Consider the following 19,882-nt stretch of genomic DNA (forward strand, 5'->3'; position numbering starts at 1 on the left):
ATGACTGTTTTTATATGCGTTACTGGAAAATATTGAAGGAAGAAGGTATGTCACATCGTACCCGGGTTCTTCAAAAACTTCCAATGATCACGACCTGGTGAACGAGATAAAATAATATTAACACCTGTCAATATCAGTAAAACAGACGGCTGCTTTTAAAACGTACTTTATAGGATCAACAGATTGGGTAGAATTTATTGGTTTGGTTTAATTGAAGAATGGATTGGCAGCCGCTCGTGCGGCTGCTATATCTACAGATAGTATACATGTATAGCATATCGGTATTGCAATCCTCTCTCTTTATCCCCGGCTATATATTCAAAATCAGTATGCACATTTACAATCAGGATTTATGAAGCATTCCGTGCTGTGTTTTAGGTTGATGATACACTTTGTTGGTCTGATGTTGCCCCTATATGCTATTGCACAGGATGCAACGCTGGTGATTGATACCCAGCATCCCGGGGCAAAAGTATCTTCGAGGTTACATGGTATATTTTTCGAAGAGATAAGTCACGGGGGAGAAGGCGGGTTGTATGCTGAACTTATTCAGAACAGAGGTTTTGAAGAAAGCACTATACCCCCTGGTTGTACACTTGATTCCGGTTGGCTTGTACCACCCCGCACATCACACTTTGCTTCGAATAAGGTAAGCGACTGGAAGATGCCGTGGGAACCAAAGTCACCGTGGCCTGCGTGGTCTTTACGAACAGCAGCTAACGCCCGGGCATCGCTGTCATTATCCACGAAAGTGCCCCTTCATGCTGCTACACCGCATGCTTTACAAGTTGACATTCACTCAGCCGGAAAAGCGGATAGCGTATCCGTTGTGAACGAAGGGTTCTGGGGAATCAGAGTCGATAAGGGCGAATCGTATAATCTTACGACATATATACGAGCTCCTAAATTTAAAGGGGCGGTTACGGCATCACTTCGTGCGTCCGATGGTCGTATACTGGCATCCTATACCTTCAACAATGTAAAGCAGTCTTCGTGGAGGAAATATACCTGTACCGTAAAGGCAACCGCTTCCGATGCGAAAGCGAAATTTTATCTCACGATGAGTTCACCCGGCACGATCTGGTTTGATCTTGTTTCGCTGTTTCCGGCCAGGACATTCAAGAACAGACCCAACGGCATGCGACCTGATCTGGCCAATTACCTTGCTGATCTGAAACCAGCTTTTGTACGGTGGCCCGGTGGATGTTTTGTAGAAGGCATCAGTACGGAAAGTGCGCCCGAATGGAAACGATCACTTGGTCCGATAGAAGAGCGCCCCGGTACATATAGTCCGTGGGGATATTGGTCTTCCGATGGTATAGGCTATCATGAGTTTTTGCAGTTCTGTGAAGATATAGGCGCCGATGCCATGTATGTATTTAACTGCGGTGTATCGTGCGAGATGCGATCCGGTGTATTTCTTCCGGACGATAAAATTCCTGCACTCGTACAAAATATACTGGATGGCATTGAATATGCAATCGGACCTGCGGATTCGAAGTGGGGAGCTGTGCGCGCCAGGAATGGACATCCACAACCATTCCCGTTGCGATATGTAGAAGTAGGAAACGAACAGGTAGGTACGCGCTATGCTACGCGGTTCAATATATTTTACAAGGCTATCAAAGAAAAATATCCGCAGTTGGAAGTAATCACCAGCACCGGTATAGCACATGTACACAAACCCACGATCGATGCAGTAACCAAAACCGATATAGTTGATGAGCATGCCTATAAAGCCGTATACTGGCCCATGATCTATCACGACTGGTATGATAAATATCCGCGCAAAGACTGGAAACTATATGTAGGTGAGTATGCATGCAACAGTGGTGTAGGCAGTGGCAACATGCTGGCCGCGCTGAACGATGCCGTGTTCATCATGGGAATGGAGCGCAATGGAGATCTTGTCGCGATGAGCAGCTATGCACCTTTGCTGGAAAATATTAATGATACGGATTGGCCGGTAAATCTTATTCGTTTTGATAATGCTTCGAGCTTTGCGCGCACATCGTACTATACTATAAAAATGATGAACGATCACAAGGCTTCTGAGAATGTAGCGGTTTCACTAACATTTCATTCGTCAACGTCAACCCCGGTGGCCCGGTATAGCGGAAATATAGGTTTGAGCACGTGGGATACCTATGCCGAGTTTAAGAATATACAGATACTCGACAAAAATAATAAAGTACTTTATGCGGCCGATCTTATCAATCACAAGAACGATTGGAAAACAGAAGGCGGAAAGTGGACAATAGGCGATAGCGTAATAGCACAAACTGCAGACGGTGCGTGGCCTATGGCTATCCTTCAAAACAAAATTCCCGATGTATATACTTTAAGGTTGAAAGCACGAAAGACAGGAGGTCCGAATGCTTTTATGATTCCGATTGCTGTCAAAGACAATGATAATTACCTGCGTGCGCACATCGGTGCCTGGTGGAATCGGGTCAGTGCATTTGAAATGGTAACGAACGGTGCTGATGCAATGGTAACACAACCCGTTACACTTGAGACACCTGTTGAGACCAACCGTTGGTATACCGTTGAACTTCGCGTAAGCTATACTTCGATCGAATGCTACCTGGACGGTAAATTACTGATGACCTATAAAGAGCCGCGTACATTTTTTAGTATAGCCGGTACCGATGAACGAACCGGTGAAATTATAGTTAAGGTGGTCAATGCCGGCAAAGAGCCAGTTCGCTCGGCTGTCGAGGTAAAGACAGCGAAAGCTATAGCGGGAGTAGGGAAGACGTTAACACTTTCTGCTGATGCTCCTCAGGCTGAGAACTCGCTGGAACATCCGTTGCAGTATATTCCTGTAGAACGAAATTTCACCGGGTTTAAGAACAGCTTTGAATATGTGTTTAAACCGTGGTCGGTAACCATATTGCGTATCCGGCAGGAGTAAGGAAAATTTTTGGATATGAGCACGATGGATTTGGGGTGGACGTTTAAACAATCATCGATGCGAAGCAGCTTCTAAAAAATCAGGCCGACCCTCGGTAATGAAGTATAACGAAAAAACTTTCATAGCGCATAGTCGGGTGTGTGGTAAATAGAATATTTACCACTAAATTAGTTCTCCCTGCTGAAGACGTTGCTTGTCAATGAACCGAGGAGATAAAAGTTGTTGAGCGTTTTATTGGAAAAGCAATAAGTGGATCACAGGTAATTTAATTCCTTCACATCTGCTTTGTATCTATGCTACAGAATTTTTCATCCGAAAATCCGGTTCGTAAAAGCTCGGTTCGTATTGTACTCATGCTCGGCTTGCTGGTGGGTACATTAGACATTACCGGTGCCATCATCAATTACGTGGTTGCTACCGGAAAAAATCCCATTGCTATCTTTCGGTATATAGCCAGTGCTTTATTTGATACATCAATGCCTGCGTTGTTCCTGGCGGTGATGGGTCTCATCATGCACTATTGCATTGCCATGGGGTGGACGGTGTTATTCTTTTTTATATATCCTCGTCTCCGTTTTCTTCGTCAAAGCCAGGTTGCAACGGGGATGCTATACGGCATTTTCATCTGGATCATGATGACCCTGGTATTTTTACCACTTACCAGAATTCCACCGCTGCCGGTACGCCCCATGCAGGCAGCAATCGGTATTGGTATTCTGATTGTCGCTATTGGTTTACCGCTGTCGTTCTTCACGCACCATTATTATTTCGGTAAGTCAAACGCATACCGTCAGCAGGTATGACGTAACAACTTCCTCTAACAGGCATTACCGGTTTATGTGATTTCAAAATTCACATAAACCATTACCTTCGCGGGTAGATTTACAGGCTGATGGAAATATAGCCTGATCGTTTTACTTTACCCGAAGCCTTGGCATGTTTACACAGTTGCGCGTTTTTCTAACGTACCTTCCCAAAGCACTCTGGCTCTATGCACCCGGATTGATATCCGTTATGGCCGCATATTTCCTGCTGATGAAATTGCCGCAGGGACAAGACCTGATCATTCAGCTTGGAGAATACCCGGGACCTTTTGTGTTTTCAACGGTAGGGGTACTGGTCTGGTCGTTCTTCGTGTGGTATAGTTCCAAGCTGGTGAGCTATATGAAAGTGAATAAAGGCGTTACGATACCGGCAATTTTTTACCGGCATGTGCCGCGCCTGCTCGGTTACAATGCACTGGTTATGCTGCAGATGGGTATACTGGCGTTGCCAACCATGCTCGATCTTTCTGCAGGCTATATTCTTTGCTTCATGCTGCTGCACAATACGCTATATTTTTTGCTGAGTCACTTCTGGACGGAAGGGTATACTTACCCGGTAACCAAGTGGCTGATCATACTTATCGTGTTGAGTAAAATTGTTTTGATGTTCTGGCTATGCTGGGCACACCGTGACGTTGAACCATTTTTGAGACACCAGTTTTACTTACCCATCATCGGTCTCGGACTTTTTCTATTGGAGATACTCCTCGTGCGGTTCTATATTCTTCGCAGAAGGTATATCAATGAGAAAGAAAAGAATGATCGCATTGATGATCAGGAGTGTGATTACGTTCGGTTCATGGGACGCGAAGTATTGAAAGTACCCAAATCATCACATCGTATTGAACAGCTATATTTCACAACGTTTAACATCGTTGCATTGATTGGTGGACTGGTTTTTACCTGTACTATATTCTTTGTCGGAGTGGCTGATCGTATCGGCCCTCTTGCGTTTGCGTTACTTACGTTTGGTGTACTGGTGGGGTTGGCAAACCTCGTAGGCTATCAATCCGTAAGACGAAATTTCAATTTTCATTTTCTCATCGTTCTCTGGATCATCATCATTGGCTGGTTTGATTTTGCCGAGCTATACCGCGTGCGCCTGGTGAAGACACGTAAGGAGAATATATATGGTGAACGCCCTGACCTCAAAACGTATTTCAACCGGTGGATACAAGACCGTCAGGTAGACATAGCGCAGTCAACAGAGTTCCCGGTATACATTATTCTGTCCGATGGAGGTGCATCACGGTCGGGCTACTGGGTGGCTTCTGTACTGGCTTCGTGGGAAGATCTTCCCGGCAGAGATACTACGCAGGTCTTTTCCAATCACCTGCTTTGTTTGTCTGGTACATCCGGAGGGAGTGTAGGCAATGTTACGTTCTATGCGTTGCTGAAAAATAAACAGCATAACCGTGAGCTAAAACTTACCAAACGTGCTCAGGAATTCTTAAGTACAGATTTTCTCACGTACTGTATTGCCCATTACTTTGGTTCTGACCTGATGCGCCATGTTGTGCCGATACATTTTACCGATCGTGCTGCTGCATTGGAGAAAGTCATGGAGCATGCGTCAGATTCGTGTCTCGAAGGTGCGTTCCGAAAACCGCTGAGCGAAGTGATAGATGTTTCTGGTAAATTACCGATTCTCTTTTTGAACACTACCGAGGTGCAAGGCGGTAGCCCGGCCGTTGTAAGCTCTGTAAAATTGACAAGTTTCAGTAATCGTATGGATGTGTTAACGGAGATAGACTCAACGGGCAAAGATGGTTACGGAGACATCCGGTTAAGCACGGCCACTATATTGAGTGCACGCTTTCCCTATATCTCACCGGCAGGAAGTATACGGAATTATTACTTTGTTGATGGCGGCTACTTTGATAATTCGGGAGCCGGTGTAGTACACGAAATGCTACAGGAACTTCAACGCGTGATGGAGGAGGACACAGTATATAAACCGCTCTACGATAAACTGAAATTTCATTTGGTACATGTTACCAACACACCGTTGGATTCTGCTGAGCTGAAAACGATTCACCCGCTCACCAATGATATAGGGGCGCCTTTGCTTACCGTATTGAATACCTATAGCTCGCAGACAACCGTAAACGATCAGCGCCTCATCAACTACTTCCGCGAACGCGATAACATGGTGATCGATCCGGATATAAATCTGTATAAAGATTATAAGAGCAATGGTATAAAACGCGACAGTGTTCATTACCCGATGAACTGGGTTATCTCCGATTACAATCTTCAGCGTATGAACAAGCGACTCCGCCAGGAGTTTAATGGAAGGTAACGATATAATGATAGCGTTTTAAGTATATATACGGATGTATATATACCTTTTTTTTATGTACAGGTCTGTGTAAATCTCCTCTTGATATAGGCACTTCGCGCCACCTAGCTTTGGTATAACACAGCCGGAAGTATAGGTGTTGATTGCGCGTACGAGGTATAGAAAGGTGTACTTCCGTTGTCCCTGGCAAATATACCACTTTAACGTTACATCTGTTTAAACATTATTAACCTTTATCTATACCCTATGAGAAAGCATTTAGCCTTTGCGCTCCTCATGCTCTTTTTGTTGAGTGCATCCTGTGATGACGAGACACCTGTTTCCAATGATGCGGAACCGAAGATCACCATGACCGACATCCACCACGAAACGGGCGTGCAGGAATTATTATCAAAAATAAAAACAGGTTCTGCCAACGGACGAGTGAGCAGTCTTGAGATCAGTGGAGCCTTCTTCAAATACGAAGAACCCGACAGCGGCATCCTCAACTATACCTTTCTGTTGCCCGATGATTCTCCTGCTTATTATGAAAACCTGATTCTCTCCAAACAGGCGGAAGGCTTTTACGGTTATATATACCGCTATATTCCGGATAGTACGCAGGAAGCTGATGGATCTTTTCAAGGTACTATCAAACAGTTTGATCTTGATGGGAAACAAATTGGTAAATTCTCCATTCCATTTACCCGCGATACTATATATTCAGGAGGAAGAACGCAGCTCATCAATCAATGTATACAAAGCATTGATCAGGTATGTGTTACGGAATATGAAGTCAGAGTTGTTACAGACTATCCATGTCATTGTCAGTACGAGCGTAAAACAGCGGTTGGTCAAGTCTGTACCTTCTCTTTTAACAGGGGCTGGTGCGATGATATGACGGGCGTGCCACCTGCCGGAGGTGGAACTTATGTTGGTATAGGAGACGGACCAGCCCCGCGCAGTGGCTCCGGCAGCAACAGCGGTACAGTAAAGCCCGTCAAGAAAAATCCGGTTGTAGTAGTTCCAGGCAATGATCTTTATGCAGGCGATAAATGTGTAGCCTGTATTGAAAATTACCTCAAGGATCCCTGTTTGAAGATGGTGGCCAAAAAAGTATTAGACCCAGCGATAGCGAGTAGTTATAATAAGCTGATACAGGATATATTTAATAAGAACGACAAGGTAAATCTGATCATTCGGGAGGGAGATGCAGAGGATATGAAAAATGACGATAAGAAGAGTGCAAACGGTTGGACAGAACCTGTTGAGTCACATAATGGCATAGTGGACATCATTATAGAATTAAATACAGAAAAGCTCAATAGCAATGTTTCTCAGGAGTATATTGCCTCCACTATATACCATGAGGCCTTTCATGCCATAGTGCATTACTTCGATAAGGATAAATGGTTTTTTGTAAACACCCCTACAGATGACCATATCTCTATTTTTTACACTTATCTCGATTTAATAGCTTCAGGGCTTCAAAAGGCATATCCTAATTTAACTTTGCGCGAAGCTCAAGGACTTATTTTAAAGGGGATGATGGATTATAAAAAAGAATGGGGAGTCTTATATGATAAGATCCTACAGAAAAAAAATATTACAGAAGATCAACTTCGTGACATCGTCAGACGGCATAGTAGTAAAATATCAGGAACATCTTGCAACTAATCATTATGAAGAGTTATCACTTCCTTATCCTATTAATATTAAGCTTTTCGTCATGCAATTCCTCGAAAGTGGATGGAGAAAACCCTCAGTTTGATTCAAATGCAACCATTGCAGACGTAGATAGAAGTATTCAATACATTGTATCACGCTATCAATTTAGTGTCACTTTTTTTAAAAGGGGCAATAATAACCATGGATGGTATAAAATGTTCGCACGTCATGGGAGCCACTGGGAGAAAATTGAAATAAGAGAAGGCATATTTGATGAGTTACAAATCAAGAAAGACCCTGACTACTATATATCCAGGGACATCACAACGAGAAAACTCTGCAAACCAGAAGAAGCTGAATTTTTTTTAACCAAATTGAAAGCTATGCATGTATTCGAACTGCCGGAAGAAAGTGTGCTCTTTAAAGATTGTAAAGATAGTGGCGTAACAGATTTAGGGAGTACTTATATAGAGATAGTCGCTGGTGATAAAGTAAGAACTCTTAAATATTCTGGCGTTTATGAATGCTCTAATGGAGAGTGGGAGAATCTTCACAAGATAGAAGAACTATTTGAAATGGAGTGGTTTGAAAATGAAAAAGGCAGATGATTGGGCATATATATACTAACTCGCTTCTTCACCAAACATCCACTATTTTTTAGGGATATAGTGCCTCAACTATATACCATGAGGCCTTTACGCTATTGTTCCTTATTTTGATAAGGACAAATGGTTCTTTTAAAAACACTCCAACCGATGATCATATTGCCATATTTTATAATTACCTGGACCTGATTGCATCCGAACTTCAGAAGGCATATCCGAATTTGACATTGCGGGAAGCTCAGGCGCCTTATAAGCAATATGAAAATTGTCCGGAGGTAATGGAGTGGTATTATGTGGATAGAATACAAAATCTCCTTGAATACCGATGGCAATAAGTGATTCAGTGAACTATGAAATAACTGTGGGGTCTTCTTCTACAATTATAGCAAGAGGTCTCAGTGTGGTTACTTTTAAAAAGTTTGATGCGAAGTCTGGAAATCCGGGTGTCTCCCATACACTCATTTACTATACACAGGTGGATAGCAGATACACGCTATCCACTACCTTCTAACCTGTAGAGGGTATATACCTGTCACTGGGTAAGGGTATTCTTCTGAAGAGTAAGGCAAAATCTTTGTTTTCGTTGCGGAGCGAGTGAATATTTGCGGCTGTTAATTAGAAACCTACTATCAAGCAGTCGTAACCTCATGAAATATCTTTACTCCCTTTTATTTATACAAGTGCTTTTTTTTGCCGGCACATCAGCCTATGCGCAGAGCGGTAAGATTAAAGGTACCGTGAAAGATGCACAAGGCCAGGTGTTGCCGGGTGCCACGATACTCGTGGAAGACAACCGAACGGGTACATCATCCGATGCATCCGGAAATTTTGAAATCACGATCAAGCCAGGTCAATACAGACTCGCTGTGAGTATGGTTGGCTTCGAGACTATATATAGCGATGTTACGGTAACAGATGGTGAAGTAACGGTTGTTGATGCTCCGCTCACAGAGAGCAAGAATGTATTGCAACAGGTTGAGATCATCGGAAGAAAAGAGCAATCGTATAAGAATACGTCTTCTTTTGTAGGCTCGAAGACTGAGTTGAATTCGAAAGACCTTCCGCAATCTGTATCGTTTATTACCAAAGAACTTATCAGCGATCAGGGACAGATGCGTGTAGGGGAGGTGGTGAAGAATATGAGTGGGGTAAACCAGTTCACGTTCTATGATGACATCACGATCCGTGGTTTTCGTATCAACGGTCAGAGCAACACACAACTTCTGAACGGTCTGCGTACATCTTCCGGTTTCTGGAAGCAGCCGTTGGCGAACTATCTCGAGCGTGTTGAAGTATTGAAAGGTCCTTCATCAGCACTTTTCGGAAATGCTTCTCCGGGCGGTGTATTAAATCGCGTTACTAAAAAGCCGCTGGACTACAATCGTAAGTCTCTTGATTTTTCATTTGGCAGTTTCAATACGTTCCGTGCCCTCGCAGACTTTACTGGTCCGATGAACACCGAGCGTACCTTACTATACCGATTAAATATAGGCTATGAAGATGCAAACTCATTCCGTGAGTTACAGTTTGACAAGAACCTGGTAATTGCTCCGTCCGTGTCATTTTTACCAACGGAAAAGACACGTCTGAACTTCGACATCATCTACAATCAATCCAACAGCAGGCTCGATCGCGGACAGGCTGTAAATACCAACGATCTATACTCAACACCTACATCCCGTGCATTGAGTTCAGCAAATGATTATCTCAACGAGAATACCTATAACATTTCGGCTTCACTCAATCATTATTTCACAGAGAAGTTATCGGTTACGCTGGCGTATCTGAAGACAGGTTATAACGAAGATCTGCTCGAGCACCGCAGTGCCAATGGGTATGCTGTGGATGGCGACAGTGCTATTATTGAAGACAAAGTGGCGATGCAGGTTTTCCAGCGAAAACGCAGACGCTATATTGATAACGTATCGGTATTCTTTAACTATGCCGCTACAACGGGTGCCCTGGAGCACAAAATGCTGGTCGGCTATGATTACTCACAAGACCAGGTTCCTACAGGCGGTTCGCAGCTAACAGCGAGTGGCTACCGCAATGCTGCCAATAATGGATTTATAGCGACCTACAACCCTGCGAAGAAATCGAATTACCTGTTGGATAAAGATGGTAATCCGGTACCGAATGCAGCGCACTTTAATTTATCAGATCCTATCGGTTCACAATTATTAAAAGACATCAGCAAGTATTTCTTTACACCGCGTTCGTTCGATCCTACATTCTATGAATTGCATGGTATATATGCGCAGGACCTGATCAAGCTCGGTAAATTTCAGGCATTGCTGGGCTTCCGTTATGAGAAGTATATAGACAAAGAAAATTACCTGAAGGCCACCGAGAAGAAAGTAAGACAGGAAGCATTCCTGCCGCGTGTCGGACTGGTATACGAGTTACTGCCACAGATCAACCTGTATGGAACTTATGTGGAAGGTTACAATCCACAAACGGCTTCGTCTATTTCGAATCCCAATGCAGGTGGTCCGTTTGATCCACTCATGAGCAACATGTTTGAAGCCGGGGCGAAGAGCGAATGGTTCAATAAGCAATTGGCGGTGACGGTAGGTGTATATCGCATCGAGCAGAAGAATACACTATATAATGCAAGCGATGCTACCAACCCGGACCTCTTGAGACAAGTTGGTAAAGAATTATCAAAAGGTATTGAGTTTGATGCCGTGGGTCACATCACACCAAACTGGAGCATACTGGCTACCTATTCTCACAACGTAGCACATATTACAGAGAGTCCTGTGGAAGCAGAAGTTGGTCGTCAGAAACCGAACGCACCTAAAAACACGGCGAGCATCTGGACACGTTATTCGATTTCACACGGTGCATTTGAAGGACTCGGCTTTGGTCTCGGTTCTAACTATATAGACGAGCGTGTGCTGAGTATTAACGCCAATCAAACTGTACCAAGCTATATATTGGTTGATGCCGGACTTTACTACACGGTAAATAAAGTTCGCGTACAATTCAATATGAATAATATCTTTGACAAAACGTACTGGGTGGGCGGATATGATTACGTTCGTCTGTTCCCCGGTAAACCAAGAAACTTTCTTGTAACAATAGGCTATACATTCTGATTTTATAGATATAGACATGGTAAAAGCAGTTCTTCTTTTTCTTCATCGGTGGCTTGGTATTATCAGCGGGCTTGTTGTATTCGTGGTTAGTATAACCGGTGCCATCTTTGTTTTTGAAGAAGAACTGTTCCGTGTATTTCACCCGGATATAGTGTATGTTACTCCGGGCAAAACGTTGCGTGATATTAACGATCTTAAGGCTATTGCACAGAACACAATTGGTGCGGATAAAAATGTTAATGTTGTATTTATACCAGGTTCATCCGATCGCGCGTATTGCTTCTCTGCATTCGAACGGGATGCCAAGAGCAAAAGCATCTGGGACAAGGATGAGATTGCATACTACTACCAGGTTTTTGTAGATCCTTATACCGGTGCTGTAACCGGTGTAGTAAATAAGGAGACCGAATTCTTTTATGCTACAAGACGCATTCACCAGAACCTGATGCTGAGACGCGACATCGGTAATATGATTGTCGGTACATCTACGCTTATCTTCCTCTTCATTCTCATCAGCGGTATTGTATTGTGGTGGCCACAACGCATTGCTCAATGGAAACAGCGTTTCGTAGTAAAATGGAAGGCGCGCTGGAAAAGGGTAAATTATGACTTGCACAGTGTAGTTGGTTTCTATGTATTTCTGATCGCGATGCTGATTGCCACCACAGGTTTGGTGTGGTCGTTCGACTGGTGGGAGAATGGTATCTATGCCATGCTGGGTTCATCCAAGAAAGACGCTGCCTTCCTTACGCAGCGCGACACTACGTATACCGCTACCAACCAGGGTATAACACGCGCCTGGAAAGATGCACTGAAGCGATACGAGAAAGGCTTTGAACGCATCACACTAAACTTTCCGACCAAAAAGAATAACCGGGTAGGAGCGTTTGTACACTATGACGGTTCTTCTGCCTGGACTGACAGTGACTATATATATTACAACGGAGCTACCGGTAACGTTCAGCAAGCTATACTACAGGATGACAAGAGCACCGGTATGAAGTGGCGAAACACAAATTATTATATACATACCGGTAAACTATACGGCTGGCCAACCCAGATATTGGCGGTGATTGTAAGCCTGGTGTGTGCGTCATTACCCGTTACCGGAGTAATTCTATGGGTGGGAAGAAAGAATAAAAAGCAGGTGCCGGCATCGCCTCAGCCGGTTTCTGTAAAAACAAAACCGAGACCGCGTATAGCTTCGCGACAACTCACATGAACCTTTCAACAGGTTTTATATCCATCGTTCCCGTTTTATATCCTTTAGGCCCCAACTCACTATTGTTCATTTCGTACTGCCGGCAGGCAATAACCCCCGTCATGCTTTTTTCTCCTGCCATACTGCGTGCAAATATCTATTTGAATTTTATAATTTTGCAGCATGCAGAGAAGCGAGACTTTGGCAGACTTTTACAAGCGCTATCCGGCCATCTATCAAACACAACCCGGGGCAGTGCCTCATCAGGCTTTGGGGGCGTTTAATGTAAACTCGCGCGATTCATGCAATCGCTATGCTCCGTATAACCGGAGAGACTATTATAAGATATCGCTGATCATCGGGCAGGGTAATCTATACTATGCCGATAAAACGATTGAGATCGATCGTACGGCATTGGTGTTCTTTAATCCGCAGGTGCCCTATGCCTGGGAGGCAACATCCGAAAAACAAGGCGGATACTTTTGTCTGTTCACGGCAGACTTTATTCATGCCCAGGGAAATGTAAGCATCCTGGAGTCTCCGTTGTTCCAGATCGGGGGAAGCCCGGTATTCTTTATCGACAAGAAACAAGAGGTAGAACTGTGCGCAATCTTTGAAAAAATGCTCGCAGAGCGCGATTCAGAGTATATATATAAGTATGACTTGCTGCGTACCTATGTGAACCTCGTTATCCACGAAGCGATGAAGTTCCGTCCGATGGATACACAGCATCATCATCCGAGTGCGTCTTCACGCATTGCGTCACTCTTTATTGAATTACTCGAGCGCCAGTTTCCGGTTGATTCCATCGAGCATTCACTGAAACTGCGCACGGCAAATGACTACGCCAGCCACCTTTCTATTCATCCGAATCACTTGAACCGTGCCGTACGCGATGTTACCGGAAAGACAACCACCGAGCACATCACCGGCAGAATTGTGAAGGAAGCCAAGGCATTATTGATGCATACAGACTGGAGTGTTGCCGAGATTGCCTATTGTCTGGGCTTTGAATATCCGGCCTACTTCAACAATTTTTTCAAGAAACAGACAACGCTAACGCCACGTTCGTTCCGGAAGTAATGTTTGAATTTTATAATTTTTAGTTTGAAATCCATAAGCCTGAGCGCCTAGCCGGCACATACCTTTGCACAGGAGCAATCTCTGAAAGACCCTGTCACCTAAATCTCCTGGAATTAAACTACGGATTACCGATGCTGTAAAATCTGAGGGTGACATTGCGCGCTATATATAATTTTTGCAACAGCCCGTTACCTATCAGCAGCAGCATTGAATTTTACGAGACTTTATTTGGTTATAGTATTTTGTTATAGAACAAACGAATGGTTAAGACAATTCTTGATAGTCAAGTTACAAATGCCTCCATTCATACCAATCCAACGAGCAGAAAACGTTTGCTGCAACGTACTGGGTATACGCCAAATCTTTTTCATATACTTTCTGATTTATATATACCAATGCAAAATGAAAAGCGCGCGGTCATGACCGCTCCACCGGCCTTCGTTGTAGGTGCACGAAGAATGGTGATCGTTATGGTAAGTTGTTTTTTACTGACGGACATTCGTGCACAGGAAGTGCAGCAGCCGCTGTCGCTGGGGCAGGCGCTTGAAACAGGCGTGCAGAATTTTCAGCGTATACAGGCCAAGCGAAACTACGTGCAGTCATCGGAAGCACTGACACGCAATACCCGTAACGAATATCTTCCCAACGTTATCGCTTCTGTACAACAGAACTATGGAACGGTTAATGGACAGTTCGGCCCGCTGGGAGCAGTCGGTGTACTAGGTGTTGCTTCGGCAGGTCCGGTATACCAGGAGCAAAACTGGAACGCAGCGTTTGGCGCGCTATATATAGTCAACATGAACTGGGAGGTATTTACATTCGGTCGTGTACACTCGCGCATTGAGGCTGCGAAAGCACAAGTATCGCGCGACTCGGCTGACCTTGCGCAGGAAGAGTTCGTACACAAAATAAAAATATCCGGTGCATACCTGAATTTACTCATCGCACAACAACTGGTGCGCAGTGCGCAGTCTAATCTCATCCGTGCTGAAATTGTACAGCGAACGGTACGAGCGCGTGCGCTCTCCGGATTAAATCCCGGTGTAGATTCAGCGCTTGCCAATGCAGAAGTATCGCGTGCTAAATTATCGCTTATCGATCTGCGTAACAACGAACAACAGGTACGCAATCAACTGGCACAACTCCTCGCACTCAACGGACTGCAGGCTGTACTCGATACATCTTTCTTTACGCGTGAGCCGACTATATTTACTACCGATGCTGTGATCGCGCAAAACCCGCAGGTAAAATTTTACCAGGCGCGTATCAACCAGGCCGAGAAGACTACATCGCTGGTGAAGAAAAGTATAATGCCAGGTGTAACGCTCTTCGGTATATATCAGGCGCGTGCCTCAGGGTTTGACTATAATTATACTCCGCAGTATTCGGATCGTTACTCACAACGTTACTCCGATGGCGTGGATCCATCACGCTTCAATTATGTAGCCGGTGTAAGCTTGTCGTGGAACCTGATGAGCCCGCTAAAGGTAAAACAACAAACGCGCTCCCAGCGTTTTATCAGTGAAGCCTACAGGAATGAATACGATCAGATCTCCGTACAACTTCAGAACGAGTTGATACTGGCCGATCAACGTATCGAGAATAGTTTACAAAGCATTCGTGAAGTACCGCTGCAATACCAGGCAGCATCCGATGCTTATACACAGAAAAGTGTACTCTATAAAAACGGACTTACCACGCTTGTTGATTTGCAACAGGCTATATATGCGCTGAACCGTGCTGAAATAGACAGAAGTGTAGCGTACCTCAACGTATGGCAGGCACTTTTACAGAAAGCTGCGGCTTCAGGCGATTTTAATTTATTCAGTAACCAGGCTCAACCTCAATGAACTTAATACGATCAGCACTTCGTAAACCTATTACCATATTGGTATTGGTAGCCGGTATGTTGTTCTTCGGGATCAACGCTGTGCGTACCATCAAGGTAGATATATTCCCCGCGATGAATCTGCCGGTAATTTACTTGTCTCACCCCTTCGGAGGATTTACACCTTCGCAGATGGAAGCGTTCTTCGGTAAACAGTATATCAACATCATGCTGTTTGTGAACGGTATAAAAACCATCGAGACACGAAATATACAGGGACTTACCCTCATGAAAATTACGTTCTATCCGGGTACCAACATGGCGCAGGCGGCTGCCGAGTTAAGTGCCTTTGCCAACCGGATACAAGCTATATTTCCACCAGGGTCGCAACCACCGTTCATTATACGATTTGATGCATCAACACTGCCGGTAGGACAGTTGGTGTTGAGTAGCCCTATACGATCCAACAACGAGTTGATGGATCTTGCCAACGTATATGTGCGGGCCTCCTTTACTTCTATACCCGGACTCGTTGCTGCGCCTCCTTTCGGGGGAAATTTACGTACCATCGTTATCAAAGCTGATCCTGATCTGATGCGTTCGCACAATCTTACACCCGATCAGCTGGTGGAGGCACTGCGGTTAAACAACCAGACTACACCTTCGGGGAACGTACGCATAGGAGACTATAACTATATGACGCCAACCAACACCACGATCAAAACGGTTAAGGATTTTGAAAAGATACCGTTGTTCAAAGGTGGCGTGCAGAATCTTTACCTGGGCGATGTTGCTACGGTGGAAGATGCGGCCGATATAACCGTGGGCTATGCGCAGGTAAATGGTAAGCGTTCGGTATATTTGAATATAGCGAAGTCTGCCGATGCCTCTACCTGGGAAGTGGTGCAGAACCTGAAGAAAAATCTTCCGCGCTTCCAGGCGCAACTTCCTGAAGATGTAAAACTCTCGTATGAGTTCGATCAGTCTACATACGTTATCAATGCCGTAAAGAGTTTGATGAGCGAAGGTATCATCGGTGCTATATTAACCGGATTGATGGTAGTGTTGTTTCTCGGAGATTTACGCGGAGCCCTGATTGTAATTCTCACCATACCAACGTCAATTATTTCCGGTGTCTTGTTCCTGCAACTCTTTGGGCAAACCATTAACATCATGACGTTGAGCGGTCTCTCACTCGCCATCGGTATATTGGTGGATGAGTCCACCGTAACCATCGAAAATATACACCAGCACATGGGCATGGGTAAACCGAAGGCGCTGGCTATATGGGATGCCTGTAAAGAAATAGCATTCCCGAAACTGCTCATCCTCTTTTGTATACTCGCTGTGTTTGCTCCGGCTTTCTCGATGAAAGGTATACCTGGCTCCTTGTTCCTGCCATTGGCATTGGCCATCGGGTTCTCGATGATAACATCGTATTTACTGTCTCAGACTTTTGTGCCGGTAATGGCGAACTGGTTAATGAAGGATCATGCGAAGGAACATCCGGAAATAAAATACGATCCTACACTCGATGCAGGCCAGCAGAAGATACACATGCTGGAACATGCGGAAGGCGGAAAGGTGTCACGCTTTGAGCGCATCAGAAATCGCTTTGTGTCATTCCTGCAGCGGTTGTTTCCCTTCCGTAAACCGATTGTTATAGTATATGCTATTGTAGTAATTGGTATAACTGCACTGTTGCTTTCCACGATCGGACGTGATGTTTTACCAAAAGTAAATTCACGTCAGTTCCAGGTGAGATTACGTGCACCTGATGGCTTGCGTATTGAACGCACCGAAGAGCGATTACTCAGCGCAGTATCGATACTCGAGTCGATGGTGGGTAAAGATAAAGTTGCTATCAGCTCCGCCTATATAGGTCAGCATCCCGGACAGTTCTCCATCAGCCCTATATATCTATTCACCAGCGGACCGCACGAAGCTGTATGGCAGGTGAGTTTGCAGGAAGACTTTGGCGGCACCATGGATGAGCTGAAAGAAAAATTCCGTGCTGAAATGGAAAAGAAAATGCCGGATGTAAAAATATCGTTCGAGCCGATTGAACTCACGGATAAAATTTTGAGTCAGGGTTCACCAACGCCAATCGAAGTAAGGATCGGCAGTCGTAACAAAAAGCAGAATGAAGCTTATGCCAAAAAGGTTGTAGAGAAACTCAAAGCCATACCGTACCTGCGCGATGTGCAGATTGCTCAACCTATTAATTACCCGGCATTGAACATCAATATAGATCGTGTTCGGGCAGCGCAGTTGGGCATCGATATGAATGATATATCTCGCTCGCTGATCGCTTCAACATCATCATCACGCTATACCGAGAAAAATGTATGGCTTGATGAAAGAGCAGGTCTCAGTTATAGTGTACAGGTGCAGGTTCCTGAAAACAAAATGACATCGGTAAGTGATATATCACAGATACCGGTGTTGCGAAATACAACACGTCCGGTGCTAGGTGATGTTGCCACGATTGAGAATGATACTATATATGGCGAGAACGATAACCTCGGTGCCATGCCTATACTTTCTGTTACGGCGAACTTGCAGAACAAAGATCTCGGCACAGCAACAACGGATGTACAGGAAGCACTAAGCTCATTAGGCGAACTACCACGCGGACTTACCATTGAGACTATTGGTCTCAGCCAGGTGCTTACTGAAACATTGGACAGTCTTCAATCTGGTTTGCTGGTGGCGATCGTGGTGATCTTTCTGATGCTGGCAGCAAATTTCCAGTCGTTCAAAGTATCGTTAGTCGTATTAACAACAGCACCGGCTGTGATTTTAGGAGCGCTTTTGGTGTTATTGATAACGGGATCAACGCTTAACCTGCAGTCCTATATGGGTATCATTATGTCGGTAGGTGTATCCATTGCCAATGCGGTGTTGTTGATCACCAATGCAGAACAGCTTCGTCTTACGAATGCCAACGCGTGGGAGTCTGCAAAAGAAGCCGCAGCCCTTCGCATGCGTCCGATCGTTATGACGAGTATAGCGATGATTGCCGGTATGATACCGATGGCCATTGGACACGGTGAAGGTGGAGACCAGGTGGCTCCGCTGGCGCGTGCCGTAATCGGTGGACTATTTGCCTCTACACTCGCGGCACTATTTATACTGCCACTCGTGTTTGCCTGGTTACAGGAAAAAACAACTACACAATCAGTATCACTTGATCCGGAAGATAAAGACAGTAAATATTATATACCTTCAGCGTATGAAACGAAATAACCAATCGATACAATTTTTTAAAACAACTTTAGGTGTAGCCCTGCTGATAACTCTATTCAGTCGTTGCAACTCCTCTGAAGGAAATGCTTCCGGTCAAAAGGCAGCATCGCCATCGGTACCAACCGTAGAAACATTTTCCCTCGAGAAAGGATTACTGTCTACCGAGATACAAATACCGGGAGAGTTATTCTCGTTTCAACAAGTTGATCTCTATGCACACGAAACGAGCTTTGTAAAGAAGCTATATGTTGACGTAGGATCAGAAGTAAAGGAAGGACAATTGCTGGTATCACTCGATGCACCGGAGATCCGTTCGCGCCTGGCAGGAGCAGAGTCTCGCTGGAAATCACAGGAGTCTGTTTACAAAGCGAGTAAAGCAAGTTACGATCGCCTGCTCGAGACCAGTAAAACACCCGGCACTATATCTCCGAATGATCTTGATCAGGCACATGCGCGCATGAGTTCGGACTACGATCAATTGCAGGCAGCGAAAGCAAGCTATCGCGAAGTAACCAATAGTCTTGATTACCTCGAAGTGCGCGCACCGTTCAGTGGTGTGATCACTGCGCGTAACATCAACCCGGGTGCGTATGTTGGTCCTTCCGGGAGAGGATCTGAGCATCCGTTATTTACATTGCAGGAACAGAAACATTTGCGCCTGGTGGTATCCGTGCCGGAAGCCTATACATCGTACCTGTTGCAGAATGATGAAGTGCAGTTCCGTGTAAAGGCATTGCCACAAAGTACATTCAAAGCTACTGTAAAACGTCAGGCGAGAGCACTCGATGTACGCCTGCGTGCAGAACGTGTGGAGATGGATGTATATAACAACGATAAGAAATTAATGCCGGGTATGGTTGCCGATGTTACGATACCACTGCCGGCTCGTGACAGTACGTTTATTGTTCCGAAATCAGCTGTGATCAATACAGCAGAAGGCGTTTTTGTAATTCGCATCACCGATGGAAAAGCAGAACGTGTAGCAATAAAACCGGGCCGGTCGGCAGAAGGAAAAACAGAGATATTCGGAGCGTTGAACGTGAACGATAAAATTGTTACAACGGGTTCTGAGGAGATCAGGGATGGGGCTGCGGTGGCGGCTGCTAAGAATTAGAGGTAAGAAGT

11 protein-coding genes are annotated in these 19,882 nt (G+C 44.8%); all 11 read left to right on the top strand.

The annotated features are described in order from the left end of the window. Positions 1–352 precede the first annotated feature (352 nt). The 11 genes from ACFQ21_RS17675 to ACFQ21_RS17725 all read left to right on the top strand — a co-directional run bounded on the left by ACFQ21_RS17675 (position 353) and on the right by ACFQ21_RS17725 (position 19,871). A complete protein-coding gene (locus ACFQ21_RS17675) occupies positions 353–2,917 on the top strand; it encodes an alpha-L-arabinofuranosidase C-terminal domain-containing protein (protein ID WP_377580608.1) in 2,565 nt (854 codons plus the stop codon). A gap of 293 nt (positions 2,918–3,210) precedes the next feature. Next, complete coding sequence (locus ACFQ21_RS17680; protein ID WP_377580609.1) at positions 3,211–3,720, top strand: hypothetical protein; 510 nt, start codon at positions 3,211–3,213, stop codon at positions 3,718–3,720. Between the two features lie 133 nt (positions 3,721–3,853). After that, positions 3,854–6,043, top strand: coding sequence for a patatin-like phospholipase family protein (locus ACFQ21_RS17685; protein WP_377580610.1), 2,190 nt, complete (start codon positions 3,854–3,856; stop codon positions 6,041–6,043). A gap of 246 nt (positions 6,044–6,289) precedes the next feature. Further along, positions 6,290–7,699 (top strand): hypothetical protein, encoded by a 1,410-nt coding sequence (locus ACFQ21_RS17690; RefSeq protein ID WP_377580611.1) that lies wholly within the window; start codon positions 6,290–6,292, stop codon positions 7,697–7,699. A 68-nt stretch (positions 7,700–7,767) separates the two neighbouring features. Then, the gene (locus tag ACFQ21_RS17695; RefSeq protein ID WP_377580612.1) at positions 7,768–8,298 is read left to right on the top strand and encodes a hypothetical protein; all 531 of its coding nucleotides are present in this window, start codon (positions 7,768–7,770) and stop codon (positions 8,296–8,298) included. A 644-nt stretch (positions 8,299–8,942) separates the two neighbouring features. Then, positions 8,943–11,396 carry a TonB-dependent siderophore receptor gene (locus tag ACFQ21_RS17700; RefSeq protein WP_377580613.1) on the top strand — a complete coding sequence of 818 codons (2,454 nt, stop codon included), beginning with the start codon at positions 8,943–8,945 and terminating at the stop codon, positions 11,394–11,396. 16 nt (positions 11,397–11,412) lie between these two features. Next, complete coding sequence (locus ACFQ21_RS17705; RefSeq protein ID WP_377580614.1) at positions 11,413–12,618, top strand: PepSY-associated TM helix domain-containing protein; 1,206 nt, start codon at positions 11,413–11,415, stop codon at positions 12,616–12,618. A 162-nt stretch (positions 12,619–12,780) separates the two neighbouring features. Continuing rightward, positions 12,781–13,680, top strand: coding sequence for a helix-turn-helix domain-containing protein (locus ACFQ21_RS17710; protein WP_377580615.1), 900 nt, complete (start codon positions 12,781–12,783; stop codon positions 13,678–13,680). 395 nt (positions 13,681–14,075) lie between these two features. Continuing rightward, on the top strand, positions 14,076–15,530 hold the full coding sequence (locus tag ACFQ21_RS17715) for a TolC family protein (protein WP_377580616.1): 1,455 nt from the start codon (positions 14,076–14,078) through the stop codon (positions 15,528–15,530). Beyond that, on the top strand, positions 15,527–18,757 hold the full coding sequence (locus tag ACFQ21_RS17720; RefSeq protein ID WP_377580617.1) for an efflux RND transporter permease subunit: 3,231 nt from the start codon (positions 15,527–15,529) through the stop codon (positions 18,755–18,757). Before ACFQ21_RS17715 ends, ACFQ21_RS17720 begins: the two co-directional genes overlap by 4 nt. Continuing rightward, positions 18,744–19,871 (top strand): efflux RND transporter periplasmic adaptor subunit, encoded by a 1,128-nt coding sequence (locus tag ACFQ21_RS17725; protein WP_377580618.1) that lies wholly within the window; start codon positions 18,744–18,746, stop codon positions 19,869–19,871. Before ACFQ21_RS17720 ends, ACFQ21_RS17725 begins: the two co-directional genes overlap by 14 nt. The last annotated feature ends 11 nt before the right edge of the window (positions 19,872–19,882 follow it).

Source organism: Ohtaekwangia kribbensis (assembly GCF_042676245.1).
Taxonomy (GTDB): Bacteria; Bacteroidota; Bacteroidia; order Cytophagales; family Cyclobacteriaceae; genus Ohtaekwangia; species Ohtaekwangia kribbensis.

Excerpts from the sequence above, each read along its gene's own strand:
- ACFQ21_RS17675 (WP_377580608.1), top strand. The coding sequence starts at position 353 with ATGAAGCATTCCGTGCTGTGTTTTAGGTTGATGATACACTTTGTTGGT.
- ACFQ21_RS17680 (WP_377580609.1), top strand. The coding sequence starts at position 3,211 with ATGCTACAGAATTTTTCATCCGAAAATCCGGTTCGTAAAAGCTCGGTT.
- ACFQ21_RS17685 (WP_377580610.1), top strand. The coding sequence starts at position 3,854 with ATGTTTACACAGTTGCGCGTTTTTCTAACGTACCTTCCCAAAGCACTC.
- ACFQ21_RS17690 (WP_377580611.1), top strand. The coding sequence starts at position 6,290 with ATGAGAAAGCATTTAGCCTTTGCGCTCCTCATGCTCTTTTTGTTGAGT.
- ACFQ21_RS17700 (WP_377580613.1), top strand. The coding sequence starts at position 8,943 with ATGAAATATCTTTACTCCCTTTTATTTATACAAGTGCTTTTTTTTGCC.
- ACFQ21_RS17705 (WP_377580614.1), top strand. The coding sequence starts at position 11,413 with ATGGTAAAAGCAGTTCTTCTTTTTCTTCATCGGTGGCTTGGTATTATC.
- ACFQ21_RS17710 (WP_377580615.1), top strand. The coding sequence starts at position 12,781 with ATGCAGAGAAGCGAGACTTTGGCAGACTTTTACAAGCGCTATCCGGCC.
- ACFQ21_RS17715 (WP_377580616.1), top strand. The coding sequence starts at position 14,076 with ATGCAAAATGAAAAGCGCGCGGTCATGACCGCTCCACCGGCCTTCGTT.
- ACFQ21_RS17720 (WP_377580617.1), top strand. The coding sequence starts at position 15,527 with ATGAACTTAATACGATCAGCACTTCGTAAACCTATTACCATATTGGTA.
- ACFQ21_RS17725 (WP_377580618.1), top strand. The coding sequence starts at position 18,744 with ATGAAACGAAATAACCAATCGATACAATTTTTTAAAACAACTTTAGGT.